The 25,362-nt window shown below is 63.4% G+C and carries 18 protein-coding genes and 1 tRNA gene; 9 read left to right on the top strand and 10 right to left on the bottom strand.

All coding sequences use genetic code 11. The features are described from left to right. Positions 1-93: 93 nt before the first annotated feature. The gene (locus ACMYR2_RS18235) at positions 94-2,040 is read right to left on the bottom strand and encodes an AsmA family protein (protein ID WP_347263525.1); all 1,947 of its coding nucleotides are present in this window, start codon (positions 2,038-2,040) and stop codon (positions 94-96) included. Positions 2,041-2,307: 267 nt separating this feature from the next. Here ACMYR2_RS18235 and ACMYR2_RS18230 point away from each other — a divergent pair, with 267 nt between their 5' ends. Next, the gene (locus tag ACMYR2_RS18230; RefSeq protein WP_347263524.1) at positions 2,308-2,982 is read left to right on the top strand and encodes a Crp/Fnr family transcriptional regulator; all 675 of its coding nucleotides are present in this window, start codon (positions 2,308-2,310) and stop codon (positions 2,980-2,982) included. Positions 2,983-3,222: 240 nt separating this feature from the next. Here the strand turns inward: ACMYR2_RS18230 and ACMYR2_RS18225 are convergent, their stop codons facing one another. From ACMYR2_RS18225 to ACMYR2_RS18210, 4 genes are all read right to left on the bottom strand, one after another. Then, positions 3,223-6,348: an efflux RND transporter permease subunit gene (locus ACMYR2_RS18225; protein WP_416193435.1), complete on the bottom strand. Its 3,126-nt coding sequence runs from the start codon at positions 6,346-6,348 to the stop codon at positions 3,223-3,225. After that, a complete protein-coding gene (locus ACMYR2_RS18220) occupies positions 6,348-7,175 on the bottom strand; it encodes an efflux RND transporter periplasmic adaptor subunit (RefSeq protein WP_347263522.1) in 828 nt (275 codons plus the stop codon). Before ACMYR2_RS18220 ends, ACMYR2_RS18225 begins: the two co-directional genes overlap by 1 nt. Positions 7,176-7,385: 210 nt before the next feature. Continuing rightward, complete coding sequence (locus ACMYR2_RS18215; RefSeq protein ID WP_347263521.1) at positions 7,386-8,981, bottom strand: caspase family protein; 1,596 nt, start codon at positions 8,979-8,981, stop codon at positions 7,386-7,388. Positions 8,982-9,192: 211 nt separating this feature from the next. Beyond that, a complete protein-coding gene (locus ACMYR2_RS18210) occupies positions 9,193-9,942 on the bottom strand; it encodes an OmpA family protein (protein ID WP_416194135.1) in 750 nt (249 codons plus the stop codon). Positions 9,943-10,152: 210 nt separating this feature from the next. On the opposite strand from ACMYR2_RS18210, the gene ACMYR2_RS18205 reads away from it, so the two are divergent. The 4 genes from ACMYR2_RS18205 (at position 10,153) to ACMYR2_RS18190 (ending at position 15,853) form a co-directional block, all read left to right on the top strand. Continuing rightward, positions 10,153-11,598: an MFS transporter gene (locus ACMYR2_RS18205; RefSeq protein WP_416193434.1), complete on the top strand. Its 1,446-nt coding sequence runs from the start codon at positions 10,153-10,155 to the stop codon at positions 11,596-11,598. Next, positions 11,595-12,404 (top strand): trehalose-phosphatase, encoded by an 810-nt coding sequence (otsB, locus tag ACMYR2_RS18200; RefSeq protein ID WP_347263518.1) that lies wholly within the window; start codon positions 11,595-11,597, stop codon positions 12,402-12,404. The genes ACMYR2_RS18205 and otsB overlap by 4 nt, the downstream gene beginning before the upstream one ends. Next, positions 12,401-14,194, top strand: a complete 1,794-nt coding sequence (locus tag ACMYR2_RS18195) for a glycoside hydrolase family 15 protein (RefSeq protein WP_416193433.1) — start codon at positions 12,401-12,403, stop codon at positions 14,192-14,194. Before otsB ends, ACMYR2_RS18195 begins: the two co-directional genes overlap by 4 nt. A 180-nt stretch (positions 14,195-14,374) precedes the next feature. Then, positions 14,375-15,853, top strand: coding sequence for a trehalose-6-phosphate synthase (locus tag ACMYR2_RS18190; RefSeq protein ID WP_347263516.1), 1,479 nt, complete (start codon positions 14,375-14,377; stop codon positions 15,851-15,853). Positions 15,854-16,057: 204 nt separating this feature from the next. Here ACMYR2_RS18190 and ACMYR2_RS18185 read toward each other — a convergent pair whose 3' ends face one another. Both ACMYR2_RS18185 and ACMYR2_RS18180 read right to left on the bottom strand, forming a co-directional pair. Beyond that, the gene (locus ACMYR2_RS18185) at positions 16,058-16,387 is read right to left on the bottom strand and encodes a cytochrome c (protein ID WP_347265065.1); all 330 of its coding nucleotides are present in this window, start codon (positions 16,385-16,387) and stop codon (positions 16,058-16,060) included. 11 nt (positions 16,388-16,398) lie between these two features. Further along, the gene (locus ACMYR2_RS18180; protein ID WP_416193432.1) at positions 16,399-17,601 is read right to left on the bottom strand and encodes a molybdopterin-dependent oxidoreductase; all 1,203 of its coding nucleotides are present in this window, start codon (positions 17,599-17,601) and stop codon (positions 16,399-16,401) included. A gap of 378 nt (positions 17,602-17,979) precedes the next feature. On the opposite strand from ACMYR2_RS18180, the gene ACMYR2_RS18175 reads away from it, so the two are divergent. Beyond that, the gene (locus ACMYR2_RS18175) at positions 17,980-19,578 is read left to right on the top strand and encodes a glycosyltransferase family 39 protein (RefSeq protein ID WP_416194134.1); all 1,599 of its coding nucleotides are present in this window, start codon (positions 17,980-17,982) and stop codon (positions 19,576-19,578) included. 59 nt (positions 19,579-19,637) lie between these two features. On the opposite strand, the gene ACMYR2_RS18170 is transcribed toward ACMYR2_RS18175, so the two are convergent. Then, on the bottom strand, positions 19,638-20,744 hold the full coding sequence (locus tag ACMYR2_RS18170) for an isovaleryl-CoA dehydrogenase (protein ID WP_347265066.1): 1,107 nt from the start codon (positions 20,742-20,744) through the stop codon (positions 19,638-19,640). A 423-nt stretch (positions 20,745-21,167) separates the two neighbouring features. On the opposite strand from ACMYR2_RS18170, the gene ACMYR2_RS18165 reads away from it, so the two are divergent. From ACMYR2_RS18165 to ACMYR2_RS18155, 3 genes are all read left to right on the top strand, one after another. Next, positions 21,168-22,637: a YcjX family protein gene (locus tag ACMYR2_RS18165; protein ID WP_347265063.1), complete on the top strand. Its 1,470-nt coding sequence runs from the start codon at positions 21,168-21,170 to the stop codon at positions 22,635-22,637. Then, a complete protein-coding gene (locus ACMYR2_RS18160) occupies positions 22,634-23,680 on the top strand; it encodes a TIGR01620 family protein (protein WP_347265062.1) in 1,047 nt (348 codons plus the stop codon). The genes ACMYR2_RS18165 and ACMYR2_RS18160 overlap by 4 nt, the downstream gene beginning before the upstream one ends. Positions 23,681-23,963: 283 nt before the next feature. Continuing rightward, positions 23,964-24,038: transfer RNA gene (locus tag ACMYR2_RS18155), tRNA-Val, on the top strand. A gap of 151 nt (positions 24,039-24,189) precedes the next feature. Here the strand turns inward: ACMYR2_RS18155 and ACMYR2_RS18150 are convergent. Both ACMYR2_RS18150 and ACMYR2_RS18145 read right to left on the bottom strand, forming a co-directional pair. After that, positions 24,190-24,447 (bottom strand): hypothetical protein, encoded by a 258-nt coding sequence (locus ACMYR2_RS18150; protein WP_347264815.1) that lies wholly within the window; start codon positions 24,445-24,447, stop codon positions 24,190-24,192. Positions 24,448-24,617: 170 nt separating this feature from the next. Beyond that, positions 24,618-25,289, bottom strand: coding sequence for a metallophosphoesterase (locus ACMYR2_RS18145; RefSeq protein WP_347264814.1), 672 nt, complete (start codon positions 25,287-25,289; stop codon positions 24,618-24,620). Positions 25,290-25,362: the final 73 nt, after the last annotated feature.

The raw sequence follows: 25,362 nt of genomic DNA, 5'->3' as shown, positions 1-25,362 counted from the left end.
CTCGCTTCTGATTGAATCAGAAGCGAGACTCCATGATATTGATTTGACGCGTTTTCTTCACGCGAACCGGCACCCACTTCGCTCGAAAACGCTCTAACGCCCGAACATCTGCTTCATGATCTCGTCGATGGGCGGTGGCTTGTCCGGGTACGGTGGCCCCCGGCGCGGCGGTGCTTCCGAAGGCTTGCCCGCGGCGGGTGATTCCGCGGGAGCGGGATTGGCTTCCGCGCCGAGACCTTGCCGGATCAGGGTATCAAGGGTTTCTCCGATATGAGGGATGGACGTGCCGGGGTTGCCGGTCCCGCTGCTGCCGAACAATCCCTGTCCCCATTCCCTGAGCTTGGCATAGGCCGCGCCGGGGTCGTCGAGAATGCCGGCGACGTCAGGATAGATGCGCGGCTCGCTCCATGATCCCTGCACGACGACCGGAATGCCGAGGCCGATCGGATCGGCGCGCCCTCCCTGGCCCTCGGTGCTCATGACGAGTTTCGGCTCGACCCGGAGCGCCAGCGTCTTCGCGCCGAGATCGACAGAGCCCGCGCCGGTCATCCGCACAAGCGGACCGGCGAGATAAAGGTCATTTGTGGTGGCCTGTCCTTCCGCGATGGTCGCGGTGGCGCTGAGTTGCGACAGGTCGGTGGTCTGGTCCGGGCGCGCCTGCCATCCCGACAGGGTGCCGGATGTCAACGCACGGATCATTTTCGCGATATTGAGATCGCGGATCGTTCCGTCGCGGACGTCGATCGAAGCCGTCCCCGCAAGGCTCGACATGATCGCGCGCAAGCTGGCGCCGATGCCCCGGACATCGGTTGTCGCCCGCATCCTGCCATCGACATTGTCGAAATCGGCGAGACTCGACAACAGCGGCAGCGCGCGAACGCCGCTCACCTCGGCCTTGAGCGCGTAGGACGGGTTGTTCGCGGACGCATCGATCGACAGGCTGCCATTGGCTCGCCCGTCATAAGCGCCGAGGTTCGGAAAGGAAGCCTTCAACACGCCTCTGGCGAGGACGGCCTCGACCTGGGCCGGCGCAAATCGCGCCCCGCCGATCGTCAGTTCCGCGGCTGAAATCGTCCCCTGCGCGTCGACATAGTTGAGCCCGCCGACATCGATCGGCGTATCGCTCCATGGCTGCTCGCTGGATGGCTGCGCGCCGGTGCGTGGCGCCGAGGGTTCGCCCGGTGTCGCGTTCAGGTCGAGCTTCTGAAAATCGAGATCGACCTTCACCAGCGGCTTGCTTGCAAGATCGACCGATGCCCAGCCGTTGAACTTGCCGTCGTCGAGCGAGCCGGACAGGCCATTGATAAGAAGCGTCTGCCTGTTGATCCGAACCTCGGCCCTGGCGGTCAGTTGACGGGTCGGCGCACCGGAAACCTCAAGCGTCAGCTCGGTCGGGATATTCCGGCGTCCGAGCGGACCCGCGGGCGGTGTCGCTGCGATGGCGAATGTCAGCGAGCGGCCGCCCGGGCGCGCGTCGCCCGTGATGTTGATTCGCCGGTCGGCGCCAAGCGTCACGCTGGCGTTCACGTCATCAATGCGATCCTCCCACCCGGTTTGCGGATCGAAGAAAACGATCGCGCCGTTGGAAACCGTCACCCTTCCGATCGGAAACGCCGTATCGTCTTCCGCTGTCTCCTCGGAGCGCTCCGGCCTGGACGGGACGCCGCCGCCGGTGCGTTCACGAAGCAGCGGCGCCCGCAGCGTCGGATGGTCGATCGCCAATTCGGAGATCCTCAAAGTCCCCGACAGCAGGCTCGCGAGCTCGAGAGTGGCGCGGACCTCCCCCACGGCGAGCTGAGCATCCGTCGCGGTGTTTCCCGGACGATCAAACGTCACCTGATGCAGAGTGAATCCGGGGGAAGGCCATGCCTCAATTCCGGCCGTGCCTTTGATCGCAATCCGGTATCCGGTGTCGCGTTCGATCCGGTCCTGCACCAGCGAGGTGACGAAACGGGAAGGGATTCCGGTGACGAGAAGCACGATGACGATCGCGACCAGGCTGGCTGTGACGGCGCCTGCGATTTTCAATGCTCGTGCCATCTTGGAATAGCGCGTCCTTAGATTGCAAACCGTTAGAGCATTTTCCGTCCAAGTGGAATTCTGATAGCAAAACCAGTATCCACTTTTGCGGAATACGCGCCCATGACACACTTTGCCCGATTTTCGATCGGGCGCATTGAAAAATCTGGCGTTCGGTGCCCTGCCGGCGAGACCCGGTCGGGCGCGCCGATCGTAGGCTTGATGACCGGGCCTGATAACCTCGTTGGGCTGTTGGTCTCGCGGGCTGTTGGTCTCAGGATGAAGGCGATGAGCAGGCAGTCGGAATTCGCGGTTATTCTCAAGATGAATCCGCTGTTTTCGGATCTTGACCCCGATGACCTGCAACGCATGGCGGCGCTCTGTCACACCGTGCAGGTCAATGCCGGCGAGGTCCTTTTTCAGAAGGGCGACGAGGGCGATGCGCTCTATGGCGTCCGCCGTGGCCAGGTCCGCATCGAGACCGGCGATTCCGACGGCGGCCGGTTGACCCTGAACTTCCAGGGTCCGGGAGACCTGTTCGGCGAAATCGCGGTGCTTGACGGCCGGTCCCGCACCGCTGACGCCGTGGCGGGCGAGCCGGCCGAGCTTTTCGTGCTACGCCGGGGCGATCTTCTGGCGTTCCTTGAGCGTGAGCCGCGGATCGCCATCCGCCTGATCGAACTGTTATGCCAGCGCATCCGCTGGATCAGCGAGCGCATGGAGGAGTCGGTGCTGCAGCCGCTGCCGGTTCGGATGGCGCGCCGGCTGTGCGCGCTGGCCGATGATTATGGCTCGGAGGTTCATATCTCGCAGGAGCAGCTCGGCATATACGTCGGCGCGGCGCGTGAGAGCGTCAATCGCCAGCTCCAGCAATGGCGCAAGGACGGCATTCTCGATCTTCAGCGTGGCCGCATCATCCTCAAGAGCACCAGCCGGCTGAACGCCGTGGCGCGCAACGGGTAGCGTTATAGCGTTTTCGAGCGAAGCATGTCCCCGGGCTTGGCCCGGGGATGGATACCGGTTTTGCGATCGGAATACGCGCTAGAGCCTTTCCGCTTCTGATATTATCAGAAGCGGGCTCTATGATTTTGTTTTGTCGCGTTTTCTTCACGCGAACCGGTGTCCACTTCGCTTGAAAACGCTCTAACCAAAAAGATAAGCGACGAGTCCGGTTCAACGCAGTTGAAACAAACTCTATCGCGCTTATTCGGCACCCGGAAGCGGTACGGCGCTTGGGGTTTTTTGTTCGGCCGTTGCCGGCTGGGCGATCTCCCCGTCCGAAGTCAAAACCCGTTTGGCGTGGCGCCAGATGAACTTGCCGACATCATCCATCAGCAGGAACATCGCGGGTACGAACACCAGCGACAGGACTGTCGAAAACAACAGGCCGCCGATCACCGCGAGCGCCATCGGCGAGCGGAATTCGCCGCCGGCGCCGAATGCAAGCGCGCTCGGCATCATGCCTGCGACCATCGCGACGGTGGTCATGACGATCGGCCGGGCGCGCTTCATGCCGGCGTCGATGATCGCCTCTTCCCGGGCGCGGCCTTCGCGGATCGATTCGAGGGCGAACTCCACCAGCATGATGGCGTTCTTCGTGACGATGCCCATCAGCATCAGGATGCCGATCCAGACCGGCGTCGTGAGCTGCTTGCCGGTGAGCAGCAGCGCCATGATCGCGCCGCCTATCGACAGCGGCAGCGAGAACAGGATGGTGATCGGTTGCAGGAAGGTGCCGAACAGCAGCACCAGAACCGCATAAACCATCATCAATCCGGCGGTGATCGCTGTCGCGAATCCTTCGGATAGCTCGTTCAGGCTCTCGGCGTCGCCCGACGGATTGACCCTCACGCCCTTCGGCAAACTCCTCATCACCGGCAGATCGTTGATCATGTCGGTCGCATCGCCGAGCGCGGCCGTGCCGACGAGATCGGCCGCGACGGTGGCCTGCCGCTCGCGGTCGTAGCGGTTGATGCTGGTGGGGCCTTGATCCAGCCTGATGTCGGCGACGACGGAAAGCGGGACATGGCCGCGGCCGCCGCCGATCGGCACGCGCATCTGCTCCAGCACCTTCAGGTCGGCGCGTGCGCCGTCCTCCAGCTGCACGCGGATCGGAACCTGGCGGTCGCCGGCGTCGAACTTCGCCAGCGCGGGGCCAACGTCGCCGATCGTCGCCACGCGGATGGTCTGCGAGAGCTGCTCGGTCGAAACGCCAAGGCGCGCGGCGAGATCGGCCCGTGGCCGGATCCGCAGCTCGGGGCGGTCGAGCGATGTCTCCGGCGTGACGTTGGCGATCAGCGGAATGCGTTTCATCTGTGTCGCCAGTTCGTTCGCGACATTGCTGACGATGCCGATGTCGGGTCCCGTCACCACCAGAGCGACCGCGCGCAGGCCATTCTCGTCGAGGAACCAGTAACGAACGTCGGGAACGCTTTCGAGCTCCTGTCCGATCGAGAGTTCAAGCTCGCGCTGGGTGATGCTGCGGTCCTGCTTGGGGGTATAGTTGATGATCAGGGAGGCGCGGCGTACTTCCTGGAGTCCGGGCGGCACCCGGCCGCCGTCGACGAAGACGCTCGCCACCTCCGGCCGCTTGCGCAGCCGCGCGGCGATATCTTCCGTCACCTTTTCGGTATGGGCGAGTTGTGACCCTGGCGGCAGCTCCAGCGCCATCAGCGACCGCGCGGTGTCCTGCGCCGGCAGGAATCCCTGCGGCAGCAGCTTGATGCTCCAGATCGAGGCGGCAAAGACGGCGAAACCGATCAGAACGGTGATGATGTAATGCCGCACCGACCAGGTCACGAGCCTGGTATAGGCGCGCAGCACGCGGCCGGGCGGTGGCGGCTCGTGCGGATGATCCTTCATGAAATAGGCGGCGAGCACCGGCGTGACCAGCCGCGCCGCCAGCAGCGAGAAGAACACCTGCACCGATACGGTGATGCCGAACTGCTTGAAGAACTGCCCCGCGATGCCTGACATGAAACTCGCCGGCGCGAAGATCGCGATGATGGTAAGGCTGATCGCGATCACGGCGAGGCCGATTTCGTCGGCGGCTTCCAGCGCGGCTCGGTAGGGTGATTTCCCCATCCGCATGTGGCGCACGATGTTCTCGATTTCGACGATGGCGTCGTCGACAAGGATGCCGGTCGAGAGCGTGATGGCCAGGAAGCTGACCAGGTTCAGCGAGAATCCGAGAATGTCCATCGCCCAGAAGGCGGGGAAAATCGACAGCGGCAGCGAGATCGCGGCGATGATGGTGGCGCGGATGTCGCGCAGGAACAGGAAAACGATGATAACGGCGAGGGTTGCGCCTTCGAACAGCGTCGAGATCGCCGCTTCATAGTTGCCTTTGGTGAACTCGACGGAGGTGTCGATGAGCTTGAGGTCGACGTCGGGATACTGCTCTTTGAGCGCGTTGATCCGCTCCTGCACCGCCTCCGCCACCACGACGTCGCTCGCTCCCTTGGAGCGTTTGATGCCGAGCGCGACCACCGGCTCGCCGTTGAAACGGGCGAAAGTCCGGCGGTCGGCGATGGTGTCGGTCACCGTGCCGAGATCGTCGAGCCGGATTTCGCTGCCGCCGGGCAGGGAAATCATCGTGCCCGCCAGTTCGTTAAGGGTCTTGGCGCCGGCAAGGGTGCGGATCGCCTGATCGTTCTGTCCGATCTCCGCCCGTCCCCCGGCGACATCGACGTTGATGCCGCGCAGCCGCTGGCTGACATCGACCGCCGTCAGCCCGACAGCCTGCAGCCGGTCCGGATCGAGCGACACCAGGATTTCGCGCTCGACGCCGCCGATGCGCTCGACCTGGGCGACGCCGCGCACGCCCTGCAAGGTCCGCTTGACCACGTCGTCGACGAAATAAGACAGTTGTTCGGGCGTTTTGCCGGGTGAAATCGCGGCATAGGTGACGATCGGCAATCCGATGACGTCGACGCGCTGGATCAGCGGCTCGTTGACGTTCTGCGGCAGATTGGCGCGGACCCGCGTCACGGCGTCCTTGACGTCGTTCAGCGCACGATCGGTATTGGTCTCCAGCGCGAACTGGATGGTGGTCAATGACAGCCCGTCGGTGATCGAGGACGAGATATGCCGGACGCCCTCGACGCCCGAAACGCCATCCTCGATGGTCTTGGTGACCTGGGCCTCAAGTTCGGCGGGCGCGGCGCCGAATTGCGAGACCGCCACCGAAATCACCGGGATATCCGCGCTCGGCAGGCGCGTGACCGCGAGCTTGGTGAAGCTGACCCAGCCCAGAATCAGCAGAATGATCGAGAAGAGGACGGACGGAAGCGGATTCCGGATCGACCAGGCGGAAATATTGGAGGCCATCAATGTACTCGCGATCGATCGAGGTCATCTGTGAATATGGCCTTGACCCGGTCGCCGTCATGCAGCGAGGTGCCGGCATCGGCCACGACGGTTTCTCCGGCTTTCAGTCCTTCGAGGATTTCGACGGCGGTGTCGGAGGTCAATCCGATGCGGACGCGCCGCTTCTCCACGATATCTCCATTCACCACCTGAACCGTCAGGTGCTCGACCGCGGAGCGGGGAATCGCCACGCCGCAACTGCGCTTGGCGTCGATGCTGGCGCGGGCGAACATGCCGATCCTCAAGCTCGGGTCCGTGCTCAGGGACAGCCGGACATGGCCCATCTGGGTCTTGCGGTCGATCTCGGGCGAAACCAGCCGGACGCGCCCGACCAGATCGGGACCGTCCGCGCGGCTGACGCGCGCGCTCGCGCCCGGGTTGAGCTTGAGCACATGGACCGAAGGCACCTCGGCGTCCAGTTCGACCTCATTGTTGACGGCGATCCGAAACATCGGTCCGGCCTGCGGCGAGGCCGGCGCGCCGGCGACGGTACGGACCTGGGTGATCAGGCCGGCGGCGGGCGCGCGCAGGGTCGATCCCGATTTGCCGCCGGGCGGGGGCGTCAGCCGGGCGAGTTCCTGATTCAGCGCGACGGTGTCACCCTCGCGGACCAGCACGTCGGTGACAAGCGATCCTTCCGAGTCGGGGCTGACCACCGCCTCCTGGCGCGCGACGATGAAACCGGTCACACGAACCATCTCGGAAAAGCAGGCATTGGTGGCGCGGACGACGGTCACAAGGGCGCCCGCCGATGGCTCGGTGTCACTGGCCGCGAGCGAAGGGCTCATGACGCCGAGGGTCGCTAGCGTCACGCTAAAAAACAGGCCGGAGGCGAGCTTACGCGCGCATCTCGGCCCAAATCCAGTATCCGAAAGTCGCCTCACTTTTGCAATTCTCACATTGAAACGCGCCGCGCGCTCCGATGCGGAGACCTGTGAGGTGCATCCGCAATCGCAAAAACAAATGGGTCGAAAATCACGCCGTGTGGGTCCATGACATCAACGCACGCCGTAGCCGGCAAACTCCTTCGCGATATCGGGATCCATTGCCTTGGCGTTGGCGATGTCCAGGTTGCCATCCGCTACGGCGCCGCTGCGCTGCCTGGCAAGGCCTCGGCCGTAGAGCGAGGAGGTCAGCCTGGGGTTGATCTTGAGCGCCGCGTCGAAGTCCGCGATCGCTTTTTTGTTCGCACCGCTTTTCAGATTGAGCAGGCCGCGGCTGTCCAGCGCATCCACGAAATTCCGCCTCAGCCTGAGGGCTTCGTCGCAATCTCGCCGCGCGGCCTGCAACTCGCCGATCACGGTCCGGACCCAGCAGCGATTGTTGTAGGCCTCAACGTCCTTCGGATTCAGCCGGATCGTCGCATCGAAGTCCTTGATGGCGAGCGCGTAGGCGCCTTTGCTGGCATAGACCTGCCCACGCCGATACAGCGCGCTGGCGTCGTCTGTCTTGGCGGCGATCCTGGCCGTCAGCGATTTGATCGTCGGATCCTCGGCCAGAGCGAGTTTGGTCTTTTCGTCATCCCGGGCTTGCGGCCGAGGCTCCGCCGCAGGTTCCGGGACCTGGGCCGGCGAGGAGGCGGGCTCCGGAGGCGCGGACGCAACGGCAGGCGTCTGCGACGGGTCAGGTTTCTGTGATGGAGCGGGCGTCTGCGCCGGGGCGGGCGCCGTCGATGCGGAGGGCGTCGTGGACGGCGCGGGTGCGGGCGGGGCGGATGCAGGAGGGGCTGGCGCAACGGGGGCGGATGGAGCCTCGGCCTGCTGCGGACGGGGCGGCGTTGATGGCGTTACGGCGGCGTCAGCCTGGCCGTCCTGACCCGGAATAAAGTAAAAATCCTCCGCCAGGGACGATGAAATCCACGGCACCTGCTCGGCGCGCGAGGCGCGCGTCACGCCGACGCGGGTGCGGTTCAGCGTTTGCTCGGCTGTCAGGCCGGGGACCCGGATCTCTTTCAGCAATTCGCTGACGAACAGGCTGTGATCGGCGCTCACATCACCCACCACCGAGCTCAGCGCGGCGGAATACATCACCAGCGATCCGCTCGGCGCGATCACCGGAGCCAGACCGGCCGAAAAGCTGCGGAAGCGGCGCTCGAACGGATTGCGGCGGGAGGCGTCGAGCAGCGCGATCTTGACTCCGGCGCCGCGATTGTTGATCTCGCCCAGGATGGTCTCAAGGCTGAAGCCGTCGCGGCGTACGTCCGCTTCGGTCCACAATTGTGCGTCGACCGGGATCAGATAGCTTTGGCGTCCGGACTGGATGCCGTATCCGCTGAAGAAGATCAGCGCGACGCTGCCGGGCTTGATGCGGGTGTACAGGCGCTTGAGCGCGAGGCGCATGGTGTCGCGGGTTAGATTCTCTCCGGTTTCGACGTCGAACCCGTTGCGCTTGAGTTCGGCGGCGACGTCGCGGGCATCGTTGATCGGCTCCTTGAGCGGCGCTTCACTGTCCGGATAGACGGCGTTGCCGATCACGAGCGCAACCCGCGCGCTGCCGTCCGTCGCGGCTGATGCGACCGGCACCGTCACGGGCACCATGGTCGCAAGCACCATGGTCAGCGTCAACACCGCCAGCACCGCGACCCGAATGTTCATGCGACGACAGTCCCAAGGCAACAGTCCCAAGGCGGACGCCGTTCAGCCTGCGCCGTGGCGACCCAATCTCACGCGATCCGTCTTTTCAAACAGGCGGCGCAGCGCCTGTCAATGGCGCGAGAGCGGGCCACCCGCGATCCATCGCGCGGGCTGCGTCAACATCCGATGACAGGCGCATGGGACAACTCCGATGCGCCTGTCTGCGACCTATTCACTGGCTATTGGCGGCCTGGTCCTTGGTGGCCATGTTGACGACCTCGACGCGACGGTTTTCAGCGGCGAGCGGGTCTGCGGGATTTTTGTATCCCTCTTTTCCGTATCCGGCAGCGACCAGATTCGCCGCCGGAATCTTGTACGTCTCGACAAGGAAGCGCTTCACGGCTTCAGCCCGGCGTTCGGAGAGGGTTTGATTGTAGGCATCGGATCCCTTGCCGTCGGTGTGCCCGCCGAGCATGATGACAGAGCCTGCCAGTTCGTCGCTGGTCAGCGCCTTCCCAAGGCTGTGCAGCTGCGGTTCGGTGCGCGGGGTCACGGCGGCGGAATCGAAATCGAAATTGATATCCAGATCGATTTTGGGACGCTTGGCGGCAATCTCCGCCAGTTGGCTGCGGTCGCCCATGGACAGCGAGCGCGTTTTGCCACGGACCTTTTGGACGAAGTTGAGATCGTTCGGATCAAGCGTCGGTCGTGGTGACGCGCTCAGGCTCCGCGTTTTCGAGACTTTCAGCCCGTCGATGATCTGCTGGGCGGAAAGGTCCTCAGCCGAGACGCCGTGCGGCGCCGCGATCGCCATAAGGCCGGCCGCCAGGATGGCTGCCGCCAGGCTTTTCCCGGAAATCCTCTGAATCAACATGATTATCTCCCTCTTATCCCTATAAATCTCTATAAGTCCGCCACGCGATGGGCCGTCAGCGTAGCATTCTCTATGCATGACCTGCGACATCATTACCGTGACCGGCATCACAATGGCGGGTTTAAATATTGCCCGACCGTCCTGATTTGACGCCGCTCGGTGGAAGTTTGTTCAAAATACCAAAGCCCGGGATGTCAGTGCGGGTGAATCGGCGGGACGTGCCGGGGGGTTGGAACCGGGGAGCGGAGTCGCGCGTTTGCGGCAAAAGGGCAGGATCGGCGCTTCAACTCGCGGTTTTGACGATTGAGAAGGTGATCATTGCAGGAACGGACTGACCGGATCGTCGAGACAGACATTCCCGCCCGTCTCGACAGTCTCCGCTGGAGCCCGTTCCATACGCGGGTTGTAACCGCTCTCGGGATCACCTGGATACTGGACGGGCTGGAGGTGACGCTGGCCGGTGCGCTGTCCGGCGCGCTCAAGGACAGTCCCACGCTTCAGTTCAGCAATCTCGATATCGGGATCGCCGGCAGCGCCTATCTTGTGGGCGCCGTGCTCGGTGCGCTGGGCTTCGGCTGGCTGACGGATCGCATCGGACGCAAGAAGCTTTTCTTCGCCACATTGACGCTCTATCTGGTCGCGACCGCGGCGACGGCGCTGTCCTGGGATCTCGCCAGCTTCGCGCTGTTCCGGTTTTTCACGGGAGCCGGCATCGGGGGCGAATATACCGCAATCAACTCGACGATCCAGGAACTGGTGCCGGCGCGGTATCGCGGCTGGACCGACCTGACGATCAATGGCAGTTTCTGGATCGGCGCGGCGCTGGGCGCGGGGGGCTCAATCGTCCTGCTCGATCCGCAGGTCATCGATCCCGAATGGGGCTGGCGGCTTGCATTTCTCACGGGCGCGATTCTCGGACTTGTGGTGTTTGTGATGCGGCTCTGGATTCCGGAAAGCCCCCGATGGCTGATGGTACATGGCCGGCCGGAGGAAGCGGCGCGCATCGTCGCCGGCATCGAACGGAAGGCGGTTCGCGATCCGGATGAGCCTGCTGGCGGGGTCTGGCCGGTGATCCAGCTTCGGATGCGCAGCCACACACCGCTGCGCGAGGTGGTCCGTACGCTGTTCACGGATTATCGGAAACGCTCGCTGGTCGGCCTTGCGCTGATGACCGCGCAGGCGTTCTTCTACAACGCGATCTTCTTTACCTACGCGCTGGTGCTGTCGACCTTCTTCAACATTCCGGCGGATCAGATCGGCTGGTACCTTCTGCCGTTCGCGGCGAGCAATTTTCTCGGACCGCTGTTGCTCGGCCGGCTGTTCGATACCGTCGGACGCCGCGCGATGATCGCTTTCACCTACGGAATCTCCGGCATCCTGCTCGCCGTAACCGGCTATCTCTTCGCCGCCGGCGTTCTGACCGCGCAGACCCAGATGATTGCATGGATGGTGATCTTTTTCTTTGCCTCGCCGGCCGCCAGCGCGGCTTACCTGACCGTGAGCGAGACCTTCCCCCTTGAAGTACGGGCGCTGGCGATCGCGGTGTTCTATTGCGTGGGGACCGCGATCGGCGGCGTCGCCGGTCCGGCGCTGTTCGGCGCCTTGATCGACAGCGGCTCGCGTGACAGCGTATTCGTCGGATATTGTTTCGGAGCGGCGTTGATGGTCGCGGCCGCGCTGATCGGCTGGCGATTCGGAATCGCCGCCGAGCGGCGCCCGCTGGAATCGGTGGCGTCGCCGCTTGCCGCTGTGGAGTCACGATGAATCAGGATGTAACAGGAACCGTGCCGAACAAAACCGCTTCAGTGCCCGACGATGTTGAGCCTCGCACGCTGCCGCTCGGGACGTCTGCGCTGCTGCTCGATATCGACGGCACGCTGCTCGATCTCGCGCCGTCGCCGAGCGAGGTTCGCGTGCCGCCAAAGCTCGCTTCGTCGCTGGCGCGGCTGTTGTCGCGGACCGGCGGCGCGCTGGCGCTGGTCAGCGGTCGATCGCTCCGCGATATCGACCGGATCTTCGCGCCGTCGCTGTTTCCTGCGGTCGGTGGTCACGGCGCGGAGATGCGGATCTCGGTCGAAAGCGAGGCCGTGGCTGCCCATGCGCCGCCGATGAATCCGGATCTGATGCGGCGTTTCGCGGCCATCTCCGAACTGCATCCCGGAATTCTGGTCGAAAACAAGGGGTATTCGCTGGCGCTGCACTTCAGAAAAGCGCCGGACGTCGAGCTCGCGATCTATGATCGGGTCTCGGCGATACGCGCGGAACTTCCGAACGCGCCCTTAGAGGTGCTGCCGGGCAAGTTCGTCTGCGAGATCAAGCATTCCGGATTTACCAAGGCGACCGGCGTGACCGAACTGATGTCGCATGAACCGTTCAAGGGGCGGCGGCCGGTCTTCATCGGCGACGACGTGACCGATGAAACGGTCTTCGCCATCATGCCGGACATGGACGGCCTGTCGTTCTCGGTCGGACGGCGCGCTCAAGGCGTCGACGGGCACTTTCAAGCGCCTCGTCATGTCAGGGCCTGGCTGGCCCGTCTTCTGGACGACGAACGAGCGGTCGCTGAATGACCGATCATGGGCTCGATCTTGCCGTCATCGGCAACTGCCGCACGGCGGCCCTTGTCGATCCGACCGCGCGACTCGTATGGTGGTGCTTCCCGCGCTTCGACTCGGACCCGGTATTCTCGCGCCTGCTCGCGGGCAACGAAGAAAAGGGTTTTAGCGATGTCGTGCTGGACGGCATGGCCGATTTCCAGTCGGACTATGTCCGCAACACCACGATCGTCTCCACCGTCCTGACCGACACGCACGGCAATGCCGTGCGCATCACCGACTTCGCGCCCCGTTTCCGGCAGTACGGCCGCATATTCCGGCCGCCGCAGTTGTTTCGCATCATCGAGCCTGTCACGGGCCTGCCCCGGATCACCATCCGCATCCGGCCGACGCACGCCTACGGCAAGCCGCTGGTCCGGCACTCGATGGGCAGCAACCACATTCGCTACTTCGAGGAAGACGGCACCGCGCTCCGGGTGACCACCGATGCGCCGCTGGCCCTGATCGAAAACGAAACGCCGTTCGTTCTGACGCGGCCGATGTATCTGGTGTTCGGAAATGACGAAGCGTTCCCCGGCGATCTCGCATCGACCGCCCAGCGCTTCGCCGAGGAAACCAAAACCTACTGGCTGGGCTGGGTGCGGCGCCTCTACATCTCCTATGAATGGCAGGAAGCCATTATCCGCGCCGCCATCACGCTCAAGCTGTCCAACTTCGAGGAAACCGGCGGCATCATCGCCGCGCACACCACCTCGATTCCGGAGGCGCCCGGCTCGGGCCGCAACTGGGATTATCGTTATTGCTGGCTGCGCGATGCCTATTTCGTCGTCAAGGCGCTCAATCGCGTCGGCGCCACGCGGACGATGGAGGACTTCATCGGCTTCACGCTCTCGCTCGCATCCAATGCCGAGGAGGATCTCAAGCCGGTCTACAGCGTGGTTCCGAATTTGCCGCTGAACGAGTGGACCGCCGCCGACCTTCAAGGCTACCATGGCGACGGGCCGGTGCGTGTCGGCAATGCCGCGGTCAACCAGAAGCAGCACGACACCTATGGAAGCGCCATCCTCGCCGCGCTGCCCATGTTCTTCGACCGGCGATTGCCGCGACCCGGTGACGAAAGCCTGTTCAGGCTGCTTGAATCGCTGGGCGACAAGGCGGCCCGGGTCGCGATGACGAGCGATGCCGGCATATGGGAATATCGCGGTCGTCAGCGCATTCATACTCATTCCGCGGCGATGTGCTGGGCCGGGATCAACCGGCTCGCGGCCATCGCGGAGCGGCTTGGCCTGTCGGACCGCGCGGCGCATTGGAACGCAATTGCCGATCCCCTGCACGCTGAACTGATCGAGCGCGCCTGGAATCCGAAGCGCGAGGCGTTCACGGCGGCGTTCGGGTCCGATGATCTCGATGCGAGCGTGCTGTTGCTGCCTGAACTCGGGGTCTGCGAGGTCGACGATCCCAGATTCGTCAAAACCGTCGCCGCCATGGAGCGCGAGCTGCTGCGTGAAAAGCATGTGATGCGCTACGCGGCGGAAGATGACTTCGGTCTCCCCGTCACCGCTTTTCTGATCTGCCGGTTCTGGCTGATCGATGCGTGGTGGGCGCTCGGGCGGCGCGAAGAAGCGCGGGAGGCGTTCACGGATGCGTTGGCGCATCGCAATCGCTTCGGGCTTTTGTCGGAGGATGTCGATCCCAAAACCGGCGCGCTGTTCGGAAACTTCCCGCAGACTTACTCGATGGCCGGATTGATCCTGACCGGCATGAAACTGTCGCGGAACTGGGAAGATCGCTACTGGCGCAGCTGATTTAATGGAAGACACTTCCCATTAAAAGTATTGTGGCAACTGTTTTATTTCCAAATGACGAAGAACTTAGGTTTCGTTCTAGACTGCCTGAATTTGGCGTCAATTTGGTGGGAAGGAGGCAGGAACCATATTGATGAACGAGCGTTTATCTAACGGGTGCAAAACCAGGAGGGGACCCTTGTGAGCCTCGTCGTCGTTTCGAATCGCGTGGCGCGTGCGCGGGCCAATGAGCCCCTGACAGGCGGCCTCGCGGCGGCTTTGTTACCAGTTATCGAAAAATCAGGCGCAATTTGGGTAGGTTCCAGCGGTCGGGTGCGCGACGGGTCGCACAAGGAACCGTTTGCTGAAGTTGAAGCGCTCGGGTCGGGCGCGCTTGCATTGCTCGATCTGCCAGCCGCGCACTACGGCGGCTACTATGAAGGCTTCGCCAATTCGGCGTTATGGCCTGCGCTGCACTCCCGGTCCGATCTCATTCGCGTGTCGAACGACGACTACCAGTCGTATCGCGAGGTCAATGCCTTCATGGCGCGGGCCTTGATGCGCTTTCGCAAGCCGGACACCGCGTTCTGGATTCAGGATTACCATTTCCTCTCGCTTGGAGCTGAATTGCGCGATCTCGGCGTGCGCAATCCCATCGGTTTCTTCCTGCACACACCCTGGCCGGCGCGCGCCATCATGGGCGCCGTGCCGCATCATCGCGAACTGATCGAAGCGATGCTGGCCTATGATCTGATCGGGTTCCAGACCGACGACGACTGCGAGAACTTTCTCAGCTACGTTCAATCGGAGCTTGGGCTCAAGATTCAGGACGGCGTCGTCACCTCGCGTTACGGCAAGTCGCGATGCGCGGTGTTCCCGATCGGCATCGATGTCGAGAAATTTGCGGTGCAGGCCGCCAAGGCGTCATCGCATCCGGACGTATCGCGATTGCGCCGCAGCCTGAACGGAGAGCAACTGGCGATCGGCGTCGATCGCCTCGACTATTCGAAAGGCCTTGTGAACCGGATCAATGCATTCGATCGGATGCTGGTCCTGAATCCCGCGCTGAAGCGCACCGTGTCGTTGCTGCAAATCGCGACGCCCTCTCGCGGTACGATCGAGGCTTACAGCAATCTCAAGAGCGAACTGGCCAGGCTGGTCACCGAGGTCAACGGCCGTCACGGCGAAACCGACTGGATGCCGATCCGCTACCTCAATCGGGGATACAGCCAGACCGTGCTGGCCGGCCTCTATCGCACGGCGCGCGTGGGCGTGGTGACGCCGCTGCATGACGGGATGAATCTCGTCGCAAAGGAATATGTCGCCGCGCAGAACCCCGCCGATCCCGGCGTTCTGGTCCTGTCCAAATTCGCCGGCGCCGCGAACGAGTTGCAGACGGCGCTCCTTGTCAATCCACACGAAATCGACGGAATGGCTCGCGCCGTCGCCGCCGCATTCGCGATGCCTCTGACAGAACGCAGGACGCGCTGGGAGGCCATGATGCGGAAGCTGCGCGCCGGCACCGCCCAGCAATGGTTCACGGACTTTTCCGAAGCGCTGGAGGATGCGCGCGCGTCCAACCAGAAGATCGCGAGCGATTGTCCCGCTGCGGCGGCGGTGACGCCGCAATCATGGCCCCTGCATGTGGTGGGCTCGCGTAGCGGCGCCGGCATTCATTAGAGCATCGGACCCGAAAGCGGGAACCGGTTTCGGGATAAATCCGATGCTCGATCAATTAACTGGAGCGGCGGCGCTGATTCCATTTGACCGGCCGCCGCTTTAAGTGTTTCGAGCCGGGATGGGTTTGACCTGAAACGGGGCAGGCAGCGATCCGCCCGGCCGGAGACGGCTTGGGGTTTTGCGGTCAAAGCACGCCTTGCGTCCTCAATACGCAGCAGCCAGATACTCGACGATCTTGCCGATGTCGGCCTCGTCGATCTGCGCGCCGTACGCCTTGATCATCTTGTTGACCTCCGCCTGCCAGAACTTCTTCCCGAGCGCCGGGCCGCGAGGCTGGATCGCGATGTAATCCGCCGAATGACACGCGAGGCAATTGTTTTTCACGACGTCGAGATTTGGTCCCGGCTTGAATTCGATCGTTTCGCGCGGGAGCTGATAGGAAAGCGGTTCGGCGGCGGCTGTCATCGGGGTAAAGGCGCGGACGCTCGCCGCCAGTCCGATGGTCGCGAGGGCAAGAGCAACGAAACGCATCATCAGGCCTTCCCTCAAGAGACCGAGACGCGAACGGTCTCGGTGACGTTACGCATGTAACCCGCCGGATTCCACCTAGCCTCGATCGGTTGTACCTCGCCGCCGTTGCTGGTGGCGCGCACTTTCAGTTCGTGCGGCCCGGCGATGAGCTTGACCGGCACCTTCCATTCGTGGAACGCGTATCTGCCGTAACTCCGTCCGAGCCGCGCGCTCTTCCAGGTCTTGCCGCCGTCGATCGAGACCTCGACATTCCTGATGCCCGTGCCGCCATCGAACGCGATTCCCTTCAGGATTTTTCTGCCGCGCCTGAGTTGCGCGCCTTCGGAGACGTTGGTGATGAAGGAGCGGACATTGAGCCTGTTGATGGGGACCGTCGCTGTCGGCGTCGCGCCCGGTTCGACACAGGCGCAGGCATTGTCGGGAATGCGATAGGCCGTCTTCATCCAGAAATTGTCGTAGGTGCCGTCGATGACGGTGATCTCATTGAGATGCTTGATCCAGTAGGTGCCGTAATATCCGGGAACGACGAGCCGGAGCGGAAAGCCGTTCAGAAACGGCAGGTCTCTTCCGTTCATCAGATAGGCCAGCATGACCTCGCCGTCACGGGCGTGATCGACATCGAGCGCCTTGGCGAAGTCCGGCGTCCTGTCGCTGACCGGGCCGTCCATGCCTGCGAAAACCACCTGCTTCGCGCCGGGCTGCACGCCGGCCTGATCGAGCACGGTCTTGAGCGAAACGCCGCGCCAGCGCGCGTTGCCCATCGCTCCGTGACCGAGCTGGCCGCCCGCGACCCGCGGATTGAAGAACCCGCGGGTGTTGCCCGAGCACTGATTGACCGCGACGATCTCCGTCTGCTTCATCTTCTTGATATCCGTGAGCGATAACTTGAGCGGACGATCGACCGTGCCCTTGATCTCGAGCGTGAAGGTGTCGGGATCGACGTCGAGCGGGATGTCGGCAAGATGATAGCGGACAAAGAAAGCGTCGTTCGGCGTGATGGGGCCTTGGTTGAAAACCGAGAACGGTGTTTCGAGTTGGGGCGGCCGGCTGGTGATTCCGATCATCGGACGCTTCTGCGGATATTTGACCAGCGGGCGTTCGCCATTGTCGAAGGGCATCGTCACGCTGTCGAGCGCCAGGGCTTTGAGAGGAGACAGTCCGACGCCGAGCGTCAGTCCCGCGCCGATGTGTTTCAGCATGTCCCGTCGGTCGAGCACGGCGTTCTCCCTGGCTTCCATCGAGGCGGTCGCGGGGCTTATTCCATCCGGCAAGTCTCGCACCGCCAGCCCGCAAGTCAATCAGCGCCTTCGCATGATGAAGGCGGATGACGGTCTATGGAGATTTCCTGTTCGGGATTCCGGCTTTGGCGGAATAATGCTGCTGTCGCTTGTTCACTCGAAACTCCGTGAAGGGGCGCTGATTGACACCGGAGGCGGGGTGGTCAAGAAAGCGTGACCGAAGCTGCCGGAGCGGGGATGCGCGACGGACGCAACATCGGCATCCGGATGATCATCGCTGATCCTGACAACCCCTCGCTGCATCGCGAACGCCCGGCGCGTTCGTCGCTGCTTTGGTTCGCGGCGTTGATCGCCGCCATGACCGCGATGCGATGTGTTTTTGCGAGTGTTCTCGAACTGCGCACGGACGAGGCCTATTACTGGACCTGGTCGAAGGAAAACGCGCTGTCCTTTCTCGATCATCCCCCGATGATCGCGTGGTTCATTCGTTTCGGCACCTCGATTTTCGGCGATACCAGTTTCGGCGTCAGATTCGCCGGGCTGCTGGCGATGCCGGTATCGCAGTTGCTGCTGGCCGACATCGTCCGCCGCGTCACGCGCGACATGCGCGCCGCCTTGCTGGCTGTTCTGATGATGGAAGCCGCGCTGTATTACGGCCTGCTGATGGCTAAGGTCGCGCCCGATATCGCGCTGATTCCGTTCGAGCTGGCGATGGTCTGGTCGCTTGTGCGGCTCACCGAGAGCGGCGATGCGCGCTGGTGGCTCGCGGCCGGCCTTTTCGGAGGGCTTTCGCTGCTGTCGAAGCTGACCGCCGTGATGCTGATCCCCGCCATTGCCGCTTTTATCCTGGTGCCGGACTGGCGCCTGCGCTGGCTGCGCAGTCCGTATCCATGGCTCGCGGCGGTGATTGCCGTCGTGGTGTTCTCGCCGGTCCTGATCTGGAACGTGATGCACGACTGGGCCTCCTTCAGGTTTCAGTTTGTTCGCGCGACGGCGGCGCATGATTTCAATCCTCGCACGCTCGGCGATTACATCGGCCTTCAGTTCGGCCAGGTCGGACCGATCCTGCTGCCGGTGGTGCTGTTCGCCGTGGGCCTCACGGCATGGCGCGGCTATCGGCATCGCGATCCCGTCGCAGTGCTGCTGTCGACCGCCGTGCTCGTCCCGTTCGGATACTTCCTCTGGAAATCGCTCACCCTTCGGGTCGGCGACACCTGGCCGATGTTCATCTGGCCGCTGGGTTTCGCGGCGGCGGCGATCGACTTGGCGAAGCGGCCGCGCGAAAACTGGCCGGCATGGATGGTGAAGGGGTCCAGGTTCTGGGCCAGTGCAGCGATCGCGTCGGGCCTCTGTCTCATCGTCGTGATCTTCCTCTATTACACCGTCAGCCCGTGGAATTTCATCGGCAAGACCGATCCGATCGGCGGCGAGGCGGGATTCGCGCAGGTCGCGAGCCGCGCTGAGAGCGAAATGGAAAACTCCGGTGCAACCTGGATCGCGACAACCGACTACCGCGTTTACGCGATACTGCGCTGGCATCTCAGGGATCGCGTGCCGGTAATCCAGATCAACGAGCGCAGCCGCTTCCTCGGCTTCCGCGATCCCGGTCGCGACGTGATTGCCGGGCATGCCGGGCTTTATGTCGCCCGAGAGCCCGATGACGCTTCGATTCTGGCCTCGACCGCGGCGGTGCTCACGCCGCTCGGCCAGGTCCAGCGGATCTGGCGCGGGCGGGTGATGGACAGCTATGCGCTGGAAAAGCTGACCGGCTGGACGCCCGAGCTATCGCCGCCGCCGGACTCGCCATTCTACAGATGGCGACAACTGGCCGAAAGCGGTGCGGTTGTCCGTTATACGCTTTCGAGCGAAGTGGATGCCGGTTCGCGTGAGGAAAACGCGTCAAAACAACAATCCAGAGCTTTGCTTCTGATTCTATCAGAAGAAAAAATGCTCTAGTTAATTGATTGAGCATCGGATTTATCCCGAAACCGGTTCCCACTTTCGGGTCCGATGCTCTAGCCGCTCTTCTCGAACAGCTCGCGGCCGATCAGCATACGGCGGATCTCGCTGGTGCCGGCGCCGATTTCGTAAAGCTTGGCGTCGCGCAGCAGCCGGCCGGCCGGATAGTCGTTGATGTAACCGTTCCCGCCCAGCAACTGGATCGCGTCAAGCGCGCATTGCGTCGCTTTCTCCGCAGAGTAAAGGATTGCTCCTGCCGCGTCCTCGCGCGTGATCTCGCCGCGATCGCACGCCTTCGCCACCGCATAGACATAAGCGCGGCATGCATTCATGGTGACATACATGTCGGCGACCTTGGCCTGCACGAGCTGGAAGCTGCCGATCGGCTGTCCGAATTGCTTGCGCTCATGCACATACGGCATCACGACGTCCATGCAGGCCTGCATGATGCCGAGCGGACCGGCAGCAAGCACCGCGCGCTCGTAATCGAGACCGGACATCAGCACGCTGACGCCGTGGCCGGCTTCCCCGAGCACGTTGTCCTCGGGCACCTCGCAATCCTCGAACACCAGCTCACAGGTGTCGGAGCCGCGCATGCCGAGCTTGTCGAGCTTCTGCGCGGTTGAGAACCCGTTCATGCCTTTCTCGATGATAAAAGCAGTGATGCCGCGCGCGCCGGCGGCTGCATCGGTCTTGGCATAGACCACCAGCGTGTCGGCGATCGTGCCGTTGGTGATCCACATCTTGCTGCCGTTGAGAACGTAGCGGTCACCTTTCCTGTCGGCACGCGTCCGCATCGAGACGACGTCGGAGCCGGCACCCGGCTCGGACATCGCCAGCGCGCCGACAGCCTCGCCGGATATCAGCTTCGGCAGATATTTGCGCTTCTGCGCTTCACTGCCGTTGCGGCGCAATTGATTGATGCAGAGATTGGAGTGCGCGCCATAGGACAGTCCGACCGAAGCCGAACCGCGCGAGATTTCCTCCATCGCGATGCAGTGCTCAAGATAACCAAGACCGGAGCCGCCATAGTCCTCTTCGACCGTGATGCCGTGAAGGCCGAGCGCGCCGAGCTTCGGCCACAGATCACGCGGGAACTGGTTGGACGTGTCGATCTCGGCCGCGCGGGGCGCGATTTCATTGGCGGAAAAATCGCGGACCATCTCGCGGATCGCATCGGCGGTCTCGCCGAGATCGAAATTGAAAGCATTGGAGACGGACACGCGAAACTCCCGCAGGCGCAACCGGCGCACGATGGCGTTTTGCGCCGAAACGACCATGCCATGGCGAGGTGATGGAGAGAAGAGGCGGGGCAAACGGCATCTCGCGCGCCGTCGCACCTGCAGCATCGCACTTGCAGCATCGGTCTGCTTCAGGCCGTGAACGAATTGTAAGGGTTTACTTTCGGTGTCCTGCGGGTAGGGAAAAGGCGCTACAATGACGTCCAGCCATGGGGCAACGAAACCTCAACCTAATTGATGTACGACTCACCTGAATAACGAAACCCAGGCCCGGCAATCGTCGCTTTCCGGTTGCCCGAACCCCGTGTGCGCCATTGCAGGCTTCATCACCGACATCACATCAACATGGCCGCCAGCTTTTCCGATATCGTTGAAGAGGCGCGCCTGTCGGCACGCGCGCTGCTGGACTACGGCGAAAACTTCTTCAACCCGACGATCAGGCTCGGCGTGACCGGCCTGTCCCGCGCCGGCAAAACCGTGTTCATCACGGCGCTGGTGCATGGCCTGTCGCGCGGCGGCCGGTTTCCGGTTTTTGAATCTCTGGCCAGCGGCCGCATCGCACGCGCGCAGCTTGCCCCGCAGCCGGACGACGCCATACCGCGATTCAACTATGAACATCACGTCAATACCCTGATCGCGGAACGGCGCTGGCCGAGTTCGACGGTCGATATCAGCGAGTTGCGGCTCGTGATCGGCTATCAGCGGCAGAACGGTTCGGATCAGACGCTGACGCTGGATATCGTCGACTATCCCGGCGAATGGCTGCTCGACCTGCCGCTGCTCGACAAGAGCTATGAACAGTGGTCGGCCGAGAGCCTGGCGCTGTCGCGGCAACAGCCGCGCGCGCGCCTCGCGCAGGCATGGCACGAGCATCTCGCAACCATGCGCCCCTCCGCGCGCGAGGATGAACAGGCGACGCTCACCGCCGCCCGGCTGTTCACAGACTATCTTCGCGGGTGCCGGGACGAACGCTTCGCCATGAGCCTGCTGCCGCCCGGCCGTTTCCTGATGCCGGGCAACCTCGCGGGCTCGCCCGCGCTCACCTTCGCCCCGCTTGACCTGCCCGCCGGCGGAATACCGCTTGACGGATCGCTCTGGACGATGATGCGGCGGCGCTATGAGGCCTACAAGGACCTCGTGGTGCGGCCGTTTTTCCGCGATCACTTTTCGCGGCTCGACCGGCAGATCGTGCTGGTCGATACGCTCGCCGCCTTCAATGCGGGACCGGAAGCCTTATATGATCTCGAAGCGGCACTTGCCGGAATTCTCGATTGCTATCGTGTCGGCCGCAGCACGTTACTGAGCACACTGTTCCGGCCGCGGATCGATCGCATTCTGTTCGCCGCCACCAAGGCAGACCATTTGCATCATATCAGTCATGACCGGCTTGAAGCGATCCTCCGGCGCATCGTGGAACGCGCCGCCTCGCGGGCCGAAGTCGCCGGCGCGACCATCGATGTCGTCGCCCTGGCGGCGGTCCGCGCCACGCGCGAGGCCCAGGTGCGGTGCGGCCGCGAGAAACTGCCGTCCATTCTCGGCACGCCTCTTGCCGGCGAGGCCGCCAATGGCGAAACCTTCGACGGCAATACCGAGGTGGCGACGTTCCCGGGCGACCTGCCCGAGGATGTCAAGAGCCTTTTCAGCGGAAACGGCGCGTTTCGCGGGCTGTCGACATCCGCTATGGATCAGGCCGACTTCCGCTTTCTGCGCTTCCGTCCCCCGCGCCTCCAGAACGAAGGAACCGGCGAGCCGTCGCTGCCCCATATCCGCCTCGACCGGGCGCTCCAGTTCCTGATCGGAGACCGACTGCAATGAGTGAGCGTACCGGCCAGCGCCGTCCCGTCACCTTCAAGCTCGACGATCCGCACGTCGTGGTCCTGGAACGCGACGAGGCCGCTGCCCGGCCCGCGCGCGGCAGCATCAGCATCACGCCGGAAGCGGAACCCGAGCCCGACCCCGTGCTGCTGCCGGAATCGCCGGACGCGCCTCCGGTGCCGGCGCGGAAGGGATTTCGCTGGGGAGTGCTGTTCTGGTCATCGCTGGCCGGGCTCATTCTGCTCGGCACCGTTCTCGGCGCGATCAACCTGGTCGGAGACCTGTTCGCGCGCAGCGAGGGGCTTGGTTTCCTCGGGCTGATGCTGGCGGCGCTGTTCGTCGTGGCGTCGATCGTCATCGCGGCGCGCGAGATCCTTGGCCTTGCCCGTCTCTCCACCATCGAGAACCTGCACCGGCGCGCGCTGGCCGCGATCGCGGCTGACGATCGCAGGGAAGCTGATTCGGTCGTGCGTGATCTGGTAAAGCTCGCCCACAACGATCCGCATCTGGCGCGGGCGCGGGCCACGTTGCGGAGCCACAGCACCGACATCATCGACGGCGCCGATCTGGTGCGGCTGGCGGAGCGCGAACTGATGGCTCCGCTGGATCAGGAGGCCCGCCGGCTGGTGTCGGTGGCGGCGCAGCGCGTGTCGATCGTCACCGCGATCAGCCCCCGCGCCGTTGTGGACGTGCTGTTCGTATTCGCCGCCGCGATGCGGCTGGTGCGGCAGCTCGCGCGCCTCTATGGCGGAAGGCCGGGCACGCTCGGGATGATCCGGCTGATGCGCCACGTCATCGCGCATCTCGCCATCACCGGCGGCATCGCCGCCAGCGACACGCTGATCCAGCAGATGGTCGGTCAGGGCATCGCCGCGAAACTGTCGACGCGTCTGGGCGAAGGCGTGCTCAACGGCTTGCTGACCGCCCGTCTCGGGCTGGCGGCGATCGACGTCACCCGGCCGATGCCGTTCACGGCGCTGCCACGGCCCGCGCTCGGCGATCTGGCCAAAGATCTGTTGCGCAAGCGCGACGGCGGCAACTGAGCCGTCGTGCGGCGTCCGCCAGAGCGTTTTCAAGCGAAGCGGACACCGGTTCGCGTGAAGAAAACGCGTCGAATCAAAATTATAGAGTCCGCTTCTGATTCTATCAGAAGCGGAAAGGCTATGGTCAACAGCGGCTGAACGGTGTCCTGGACGCGAGCGGCGGGCGGAAGTCCGCTTCCGCTTGACACTCCTGCCCTGCATTCCCTAAATCGCGACTTCGTCGCCGCGCCGGGTCGGGCTCGATCCCGAAGTCTGGAGATTCTTCCCGGCGGATGACGATCCCGGGCGCATAGCTCAGCGGGAGAGCGTTCCCTTCACACGGGAGAGGTCCAAGGTTCGATCCCTTGTGCGCCCACCATTCTGGATTTATCGCGTTTTCGAACGACGTGAATGCCGCGGTTCGCGTGAAGAAACGCACCAGAACAAACAGACAGGGTTTCTCGCCTTTTCAGTGAAGCGGTGAAAGACTGCGGCCGCGCGGCGCGCCCACATGATCTCCGCCCGATCATTCACAGCAGTTTTGTTCGGGCGAACAACGCGCGCAACGCATCGGTCGCCTTGCGGCTCAGCATCGCGTTGCCGGCGGCGGCCTCGAGCGCGGCGCACGCGTCCTCATGCAATGTGCGAAACTCCGCCCATTCGGCGGTGCTCAGGCGGGTGATGAAGTCATAGGCCTGTCCCACGGTGGCGATAGCAATGGACTCGCCGTTCACCGTGATGCGGAACGTCGCCTGCAGTTTCGTGACCGAGTCCGAGACCTTGTCCATTGCCACACGAAGACCTGCGCCGCGCGCAGCCGTCAAGACAAACCATCGGGCTATCCCACGAAAGAAGCCGGCCGCCTTCCTTGCCCGAAGGGTACGCCCTATCCTGGAGCGTTTTCAAGCGAAGTGGACGCCGGTTCGCGCGAAGAAAACGCGTCAAAAACATAACGACTCTATCCCGCCAGAGCCGGCCCATGAACGACGATGAAATCGACCGGCCCGCCCGGCGTTGCGTCATCGAACACGCCGGTTACGAGACGGCCGGTCCGCCATGCCCCGGTGTCGAGATTGGTCCGGCCCTGGTACAGTTCCGGCCCCTGGGCGGCCGAGTTGTGTCCATGCACGACGTGACGGCCTTCAAAGCCTGAGGCATCTCCCTTGGGGTAGCGTTTCCAGAGCAATGTGATGTCGGACTGCGCATCGCGTGCGATGCCGCGATCGAGTCCTGCGTGAACATAGATCCGGTGCGCATCGATATGCATGAGCGGCAATGTCTCGAGCCAGGCGATGTCCGCCTCGGGAATGCAGGAGGCATCACCACCATACGAATCCACGACCGCATCGCCCCCGCGCTTCAACCAGCGCGTCATCGTCGCGGGATCGCGACACGCCGAAATCATCATCGCGTCGTGGTTGCCTTTGAGCGGAACGAAGGTCCAGCCCGCGGGCATGCCGCGCCGCAGGCGGGCGATGACCTTGTTGCTGTCCGGTCCCTTGTCGACGTAATCGCCGAGCATGACGAGTGTGCCCCCATTGCCGGCGGCGTGGGCGTGAATCTCGTGCAGGGCCTGGCTCAGCAGATCGAAACGGCCGTGAATGTCGGGAATGACATAGGTCCGTCTCATCAAGGCCGCCGAATCCGGGGTTTCTCCCCGAGGAGAAGCTCTCGATCGTCGTTTTGACGCGTTTTCTTCACGC

Source organism: Nitrobacter sp. TKz-YC01 (genome assembly GCF_047824785.1).
In the GTDB taxonomy this organism is placed as follows: domain Bacteria; phylum Pseudomonadota; class Alphaproteobacteria; order Rhizobiales; family Xanthobacteraceae; genus Nitrobacter.
This window is presented reverse-complemented; position numbering and strand designations above follow the sequence as displayed.